This is a genomic window from Streptacidiphilus sp. EB129, assembly GCF_041262645.1.
Taxonomy (GTDB): Bacteria; Actinomycetota; Actinomycetes; order Streptomycetales; family Streptomycetaceae; genus Streptacidiphilus.
In genome coordinates this window covers 1-6,677 of sequence record NZ_JBGCCS010000085.1, presented here as the reverse complement: position 1 = coordinate 6,677, position 6,677 = coordinate 1, and the positions used below count along the sequence as shown (strand labels likewise).

Genomic DNA, 6,677 nt, shown 5'->3' with positions numbered 1-6,677 from the left:
GGCTCGCGTACCGGCTGCACCCGGTCCACGACCTGGTGGAACGGCACCTCCTGGTGCTCGTACAGCTCCAGGTTCGCGTCCGCCGTCCGCTCCAGGAACTCCGAGAACGAGGGATCGCCGGACAGGTCCGAGCGCAGCACCACCATGTTGATGAAGAGGCCGACCACGTCCTCCAGTTCGGGCTCCACCCGGCCCAGCATGGGTACCCCGACGGGGATGTCCTCCTGGCCGGAGTAGCGGGACAGCACCGTGGTGAACGCTGCCGCCAGCACCATGAACAGCGAGACACCGTGCTCCTGTGCCGTCGCCCGCGCCCGGTCCAGCAGCTCCGGCGGGAAGTGCCGGATCACGGTCGCGCCCGAGTGGTCCGGGACGGCGGGGCGGGGTCGGTCGGTCGGCAGTTCCAGCACCGGCAGGTCGGCCAGCTTCTCCTGCCAGAAGGTCAGCTCCTCCTCCAGTTCCTCGCCCTGCAGCCGCTGCCGCTGCCAGTCGGCGAACTCCGGGTAGTCCATTTCCAGGTCGTCGAAGACCGGATCCTCGCCGGTCAGCAGCGCCTGGTAGGCGGCGGTGATCTCGGCGTTCATCACCGCGGAAGACCAGCCGTCGGTGACCAGGTGGTGGAAGCCCTGGCAGAAGACGTAGTCGTCGTCGGCCAGCCGGTAGAGCCGGTAGCGGTAGAGCGGGCCGGTCTCCAGGTCGAACGGCTGGTTGGTCTGGTCCGCGATCGCCGCGTCCACGGCGGCCTGCTGCTCCTCCGCGGTGAGGCCGCCGAGGTCCACGATGGTCAGTTCCACCTCGCCGGCCGGGGCGACCACCTGGTAGGGCGTGCCGTTGACGGCGCGGACGGTCACCCGGAGCACCTCGTGGCGCTCCACCACCAGGGCGAGGCAGCGGCGCAGGATGCCGACGTCCAGGGCGCCGCGCAGCCGCCAGGCGAGCAGCAGGTTGTAGGTCGTCTCACCGGGCGCGAGCTGGTCGAGGAACCAGAGCTGCTCCTGCCCGAACGAGAGCGGACTTCCGGGTTCGGCGGCCACCGGCCGCTCCAGCGGAAGCGTCATGACGGGTCCACCTCCACGGCGGCGTAGTCGGAGCCGTTGATGATGTTGCGGACGTACGAGCCGACCCGCTTGCTGTAGAGCACCGAGGTCTTCTGGAACCAGAGCGGGATGATCGGCATGTCCTCCAGCGCGACATCCTCCGCGGCCTGGTAGAAGCCCACGCCCTCGGCCTGGCCGGCGGCCTCGTCTCCCTGCGAGACCAGGGCGTCGAAGGCCGGGTTCTCGTAGAACTGCTGGTTCGCCGAGCCGCCGGCGCCGAGGATCGGCCGCAGGTAGCTCTCGGCCCAGGCGTAGTCGGGGGCCCACGCCCGGCGGAACAGGCCGGCGTAGCCCTTCTCCTTGGCTTGCGCGAAGTAGTCCCCGAACGCCAGGTCGACCCGCACCTCGCAGTCGATGTCCAGGTTCTGCTTCAGCTGCTCCGCCACCAGTGCCAGCCACGGCTCGTGGCCGCCGCCGAGGTTGGCGTGCAGTGCCAGCGTGCCGCCCTGCCAGCCGCCGGCCTGCGCCAGCAGCGTCCGGGCCCGCTCGGGGTCGAAGACGCAGAACTCGCCCGCGCCCTCGCGGTAGCCGAGGAAGTTGGGGCTGAGTACGGTGCTCGCCGGCAGGTACTGCCCGTCGTACACCGCGTCGATGACGGCCCGCCGGTCGATGGCGAGCGAGAGGGCCTGCCGGACCAGCTTCTGCTGGAAGGCCGGCAGGTAGAGCGGGACGCCGAGGTAGCTGTAGCTGTTGCTGGCCTGCTCGAAGATGGTGTCGCCGTACCGGGCCCTGGCCTCCGAGTACTTCTCGGCGGGGATGAAGTCCATCAGGTCGACCTCGCCCGCCTCGAAGGCGGCGTAGCCGGCGTCCAGCGAGGGGTACAGCCGGAAGCTGAGCCGGTCGGTCCGCGCGGCCGGACCGCCCCAGTCGTCGGCGCGGCTGAGCGCCACCTCGACGCCGGGCTCCCAGGACTCGAACCGGTACGGGCCGTTGCCGACCGGGTGTGCCTCGAAGGCGGCCAGGTCGTCGAAGCAGGCCCGGGGGAGCGGGAAGAAGGCCGAGTAGCCGACCATCGCGGGGAATCCCGAGTACGGCTCGGTCAGGGTGACCTCGAAGCGGTGGTCGTCCAGCCGGCGCAGGCCCGAGAGGGTCCGGCCGTCGCCGTATCCGGCGATCCGGGCGAAGAAGCCGCGGTTGGTCTGCGCGTTGGCCTCGTCGGCGGCGAAGTTCCACGCGTCGACGAAGGAGTCGGCGGTCACCGGCTCGCCGTTGTGGAAGCGGAAGCCCTGCCGGAGGGTGACCGTCCAGACCCGGTTGTCGGTGGACTTCAGGGACTCGGCGATCAGGTTCACCGGAGCACCGGTGTCCTTGTCGAACTCGACAAGTCCCTTGAAGAGCTGGCGGATGATGATGATCGCGTTCTGGTCGCCGCCCTGGGCCGGGGTGATCGCCGAGGGCTCGTAGTTGTAGACGCGGAGTTCGGTGGGTCGGGGGTCGCTGTTCATGGGGAGTCGCTCCGATCGGGCCTCGGGTATCAGGCCACGGTGTAGGGGGCGCCGACGATCCAGCCGCCGGGTCGGGGTGCGGGCAGATCGGCGTCGATGATCTCGGCCCGGTCGCCGACCCGGATCGTGCCGGGCGTGGCGACCCAGCAGTCCAGGGCGAAGCGGCCGTCGTAGTCGCGGTGGATCTCCCGCAGCACGTCGAGGTCCTGCTCGACGGTGTCCGGGTCGAGGGTGGTGACGATGCAGCGGGCGCGCAGCTTGAGGATGCCGATCACCACCTCGCCGATCCGCAGCACCCGTCCCGGCCAAGCCCGTTCGGCCAGGCCGGGGACGTCGCCGAGGACGATGTTCGGCCGCAGCCGGCGGCCGTTCCGGTGGCTCAGCTCGGCGATGGCGCCGTCGGTGGCGACCAGGAGGTTCAGCACGTCGAACCGCTCCGGGCCGGCGTAGCGGACCGCCTCCGCGTCCGGGCCGGCCACCGCGCGGATCGCGGCGGCCGACTCGGGACCGTCCCAGGGGGCGCCGTTGATCAGCACCTGCCCGTCCGGTGCGGTGGTCGCGGCCAGGCCCAGCATCCCGTACCGGGTACGGGCGGTGAGCACGCCGCGCATCCCGCGTACGTGGATCCTGCGGTCACCGGCCACGCCGTCGTCGGTCAGCTCGGCGGTCTGCAACTGCTCGCCGCGCATCGACTTGACCGGGAAGCGCCACAGTTCCTTGACGTACATTCAGCGGGCTCCCTCGACCGGCGCGGTCGGCAGCTCGCGCAGCCGGCTGACCGGGGAGACGATCAGGCCGATCACCACGACCGCCGAGCCGGCGGCCGCCCAGGTCAGTGCGGACTTGGCGCCGATCCCACCGGCCAGCAGGCCGGCGAAGAGGCCGCCCAGGGAGCCGCCGCCGAAGAGCATGGTCCGGAAGCAGGCGCTCATCCGGCCCATCATCGACTGCGGGGTGCAGGTCTGCCGGAGGCTCACCATGACCACGCCCGCCACGCCCAGGCCCAGGTAGCTGATGAAGAAGGAGAGGATGAACATCCCCACCAGCACCGGCCGCGGGCCGGTCGCGAACGGGATCAGCGCGGGGCCGAGGAAGACGCCGCCCATCGAGATCGCGTAGACCAGCCCGATCGGGAAGCGGTCGATCACCTTCTTGGAGACGGCCGCGCCGACCAGGCCGCCGACCGAGGCCGCGGCGAAGACGACGCCCAGGGTGGCCGCGTTGAGCTGCAGGTCCTTCGCCGCGTAGAGCAGGAACATGGTCCACACGGTGACCAGCGAGAAGTTGCAGAACGGCGCGACCAGGGCCAGCGGGCGCAGGATCCGGTCGCCGAAGACAAAGCCGACGCCCTCGCGCAGCTCGGTCCACAGGTGCCGCTTGGTGCCGGCCGGCTGCGGGGCCGGCTCCTCGGTGCGGATCAGCAGCAGCGACACCACCGAGACCAGATAGGAACCGGCGTCGACGAGCAGCGCCACCGGCGCGGTGAGCGCGCTGATCAGCACACCCGCCAGGCCGGGCCCGGCGACGTCGGCGGTGGACGAGCTGATGCCCATCTTGGAGCTCGCCTCGACGTAGTGCTTGGAGTCCTTCACCAGGGTCGGGACGTAGGACATCCAGCTCACGTCGAAGAGCACCGAGGCGACGCCGATCGCGCAGGCGATCACCAGCAGCGGGCCCATGGTGAGCACATGCAGCCAGTGCAGCACCGGTACCAGCAGCAGCAGCACCAGCCGGGTGATGTTGGCGGCGAGCATGATCGGGCGGCGCCGGTACCGGTCGACCCAGACCCCGAACAGCAGGGCGAGGCCGAGATAGGGCACCAGCTGCAGGAAGCGCAGCAGACCCACCTGCGCGTCGGTGGCCTTGAAGGCGATGATCGCGGTCAGTGGCAGCGCCAGGTTGGTGACCTGGGTGCCGAGCAGCGAGAGCGACTCGCCCAGCCAGAACTTGAGGAAGTTGGTGTTGTGCCAGAGGGACTGCGGCGGCGCCGCAGTGGCCGGGCTCGGGGTTTCGGTGGTCGTCATCGGTCGGCGCTCCGACTGCTCAGGGACTGGGAGACGAGCTCGCTCATGGTGGTGAGGCTGTCGCCGGTCCAGATCGAGTGGTGGGTCCCGGGAACGGTGTGTTCCTTGAGGTCGGTGGCGACCCGGTCCCAGCGCATGTACTCGGGCAGCGAGTCCGCCGCCATGATGTGGGTGACCCGGCCGTGGTACGGCTCGGTCACCTCGAAGCCGAAGAGCGCCTCGATGTGCGCCCGGAAGACCGCGTAGCGGTCGGCGAGCAGGTCGGCGTCGAGCTCCTCGGGCAGGATCCCGGACTCCTCGACCGCCGCGAAGACCACGTCGGGGTCGACGTCGTCGGGCTGCCCGTCGAAGACCGCGGCCAGACCGGTCGCGGACTCGCCGGCGATGCCCATGATGTCGAGCATGAACCGGCGCTGGATCTCCTTCTCCGCGGGCAGTTCGGCCACCCAGGGCAGTCCGACGTCGACCAGGACCAGGCTTGCCACTTCCCGGCCGGCGGCGGTCAGCCGCTCGGCCATGTCGAAGGCGATCACGCCGCCCATCGACCAGCCCAGCAGCTGGACCGGGCCCTCCGGCTGGAACTCCTGCAGCGTCGCCACGTACTCGGCCGACAGCTCCGGCAGCGACCGCAGCGGGGTGCGGTCGTCGTCGAAGCCGGGGGCCTCGAAGCCGTGCACCGGCTGCTCGGGGCCGAGCAGCTGGGTCAGCCCGGTGTAGGAGTAGGCGGAGCCGGAGACCGCGTGCACGCAGTAGAGCGGCGGGTTGGCCCCCGTGGTCCGCAGCGGCACGATCCGGTCGGGATCAGCGGGCATTGGTCTTCTCCTCCACCTTCTGGTCGACCGCGGCCGCGACGCCGCTGACCGTGGACGTGCTGTAGAGCAGCCGGATGCTGATCTTGATCTTGAAGCTCTTGTTGATCCTGCTGACCGCCCGCATCGCCTGGAGCGAGTTGCCGCCGATGCCGAAGAAGCTGTCCTCGGCGCCGACCTGAGGCCGCGCCAGCACCTCGGCGAAGATGTCGGCGACGCCCTGCTCGGTGGGGGTGCGCGGGGCGACGAACTGCTGGCCGCTCTCGTTCTCGACCGGGTCCGGCAGCGCCTTGCGGTTGATCTTCCAGCCGGAGCTCATCGGGAACTCGTCCAGAGCCACCCAGGCGGTCGGGACCATGTACTCCGGCAGCGACTCGGCCAGGTGCCTGCGCAGCTCGTCGCTCTCGGGGGCGTCGCCCTCCGCGGTGACGTAGCCGACCAGCCGGTTCTCGCCCTGGCGGTCGGGGCGCATCAGCACCACCGCACGGGAGACGCCGGGGTGGGCCTGCAACGCGGCCTCGATCTCGCCGAGTTCGATCCGCAGGCCGCGCAGCTTGACCTGGTTGTCGACCCGGCCGATGAACTCCAGCTGCCCGTCGGCGTTCCAGCGGACCAGGTCGCCGGAGCGGTAGACGGTGCGGTCGGGGTCGAACGGGTCGGTGACGAACTTCTCCGCGCTCAGCTCCGGCTGGTTCAGGTAGCCGCGGGCGAGTCCGCCGTCGTCGCCGCCGATCAGCAGCTCGCCGCCGACGCCCTTGGGCACCAGGTTCTGCCACTGGTCCACCACGTAGACCTGGCGGTTGACCTCGGGACGGCCGATCGGCGGCGACTTGTGCCACTCGACATGGTCCACCGTGTACTCGGTGCAGGCGATCGCGGCCTCGGTGGGGCCGTAGAGGTTCACGAAGGTGCGGCCCGGCAGGTTCCACTTGTTGACCAGCTCGGGCGGGAGCACCTCGGCGCCGCCCATGACATAGCGCAGGTCCTCGTAGGGCTCGGATTCGAGCACCGAGAGCATGGCCGGCGGCAGGCCCGCGTAGGTGACCCGCTGCTCGCGGATCAGCGCGGTCAGCGCCTCGGGGGACTGCGAGTCCTCGGGGGCGACGGCGACCACGGTGGCGCCGACCAGGAAGCCGGTCCACATCTCGCCCTGCGACATGTCGAAGTTCAGCGCCGGGAGTTGCAGCAGCCGGTCCTGTGGTCCGAAGTCGAAGGTGCGGCGGTAGGCCTCGGCGAAGAGGGAGACGGCCTGGTGGGCGATCATGACGCCCTTGGGGGTGCCGGTGGATCCGCTGGTGTAGA

Annotated in this window: 6 protein-coding genes; all 6 read right to left on the bottom strand. The window is 70.5% G+C overall.

The window, feature by feature from the left end:
- Window positions 1-1,058, bottom strand: a 1,058-nt coding sequence (locus ABH925_RS37355; protein WP_370156033.1) for a condensation domain-containing protein, incomplete at its 3' end; no start/stop codon positions are given.
- Window positions 1,055-2,542, bottom strand: a complete 1,488-nt coding sequence (locus tag ABH925_RS37350) for an ABC transporter substrate-binding protein (RefSeq protein ID WP_370156031.1) — start codon at window positions 2,540-2,542, stop codon at window positions 1,055-1,057. The genes ABH925_RS37350 and ABH925_RS37355, both read right to left, overlap by 4 nt.
- A 29-nt stretch (window positions 2,543-2,571) precedes the next feature.
- A complete protein-coding gene (locus ABH925_RS37345; RefSeq protein WP_370156029.1) occupies window positions 2,572-3,270 on the bottom strand; it encodes an MOSC domain-containing protein in 699 nt (232 codons plus the stop codon).
- Window positions 3,271-4,566, bottom strand: coding sequence for an MFS transporter (locus tag ABH925_RS37340; RefSeq protein WP_370156028.1), 1,296 nt, complete (start codon window positions 4,564-4,566; stop codon window positions 3,271-3,273). It abuts the gene before it with no gap.
- Window positions 4,563-5,378 carry an alpha/beta fold hydrolase gene (locus ABH925_RS37335; protein WP_370156026.1) on the bottom strand — a complete coding sequence of 272 codons (816 nt, stop codon included), beginning with the start codon at window positions 5,376-5,378 and terminating at the stop codon, window positions 4,563-4,565. Before ABH925_RS37335 ends, ABH925_RS37340 begins: the two co-directional genes overlap by 4 nt.
- Window positions 5,368-6,677 (bottom strand): AMP-binding protein (locus tag ABH925_RS37330; protein ID WP_370156023.1); only part of this gene is annotated, 1,310 nt, incomplete at its 5' end. The genes ABH925_RS37330 and ABH925_RS37335, both read right to left, overlap by 11 nt.

Coding starts and splice junctions, on each gene's coding strand:
- ABH925_RS37335 (WP_370156026.1), bottom strand. CDS start 5,378: ATGCCCGCTGATCCCGACCGGATCGTGCCGCTGCGGACCACGGGGGCC.
- ABH925_RS37340 (WP_370156028.1), bottom strand. CDS start 4,566: ATGACGACCACCGAAACCCCGAGCCCGGCCACTGCGGCGCCGCCGCAG.
- ABH925_RS37350 (WP_370156031.1), bottom strand. CDS start 2,542: ATGAACAGCGACCCCCGACCCACCGAACTCCGCGTCTACAACTACGAG.
- ABH925_RS37345 (WP_370156029.1), bottom strand. CDS start 3,270: ATGTACGTCAAGGAACTGTGGCGCTTCCCGGTCAAGTCGATGCGCGGC.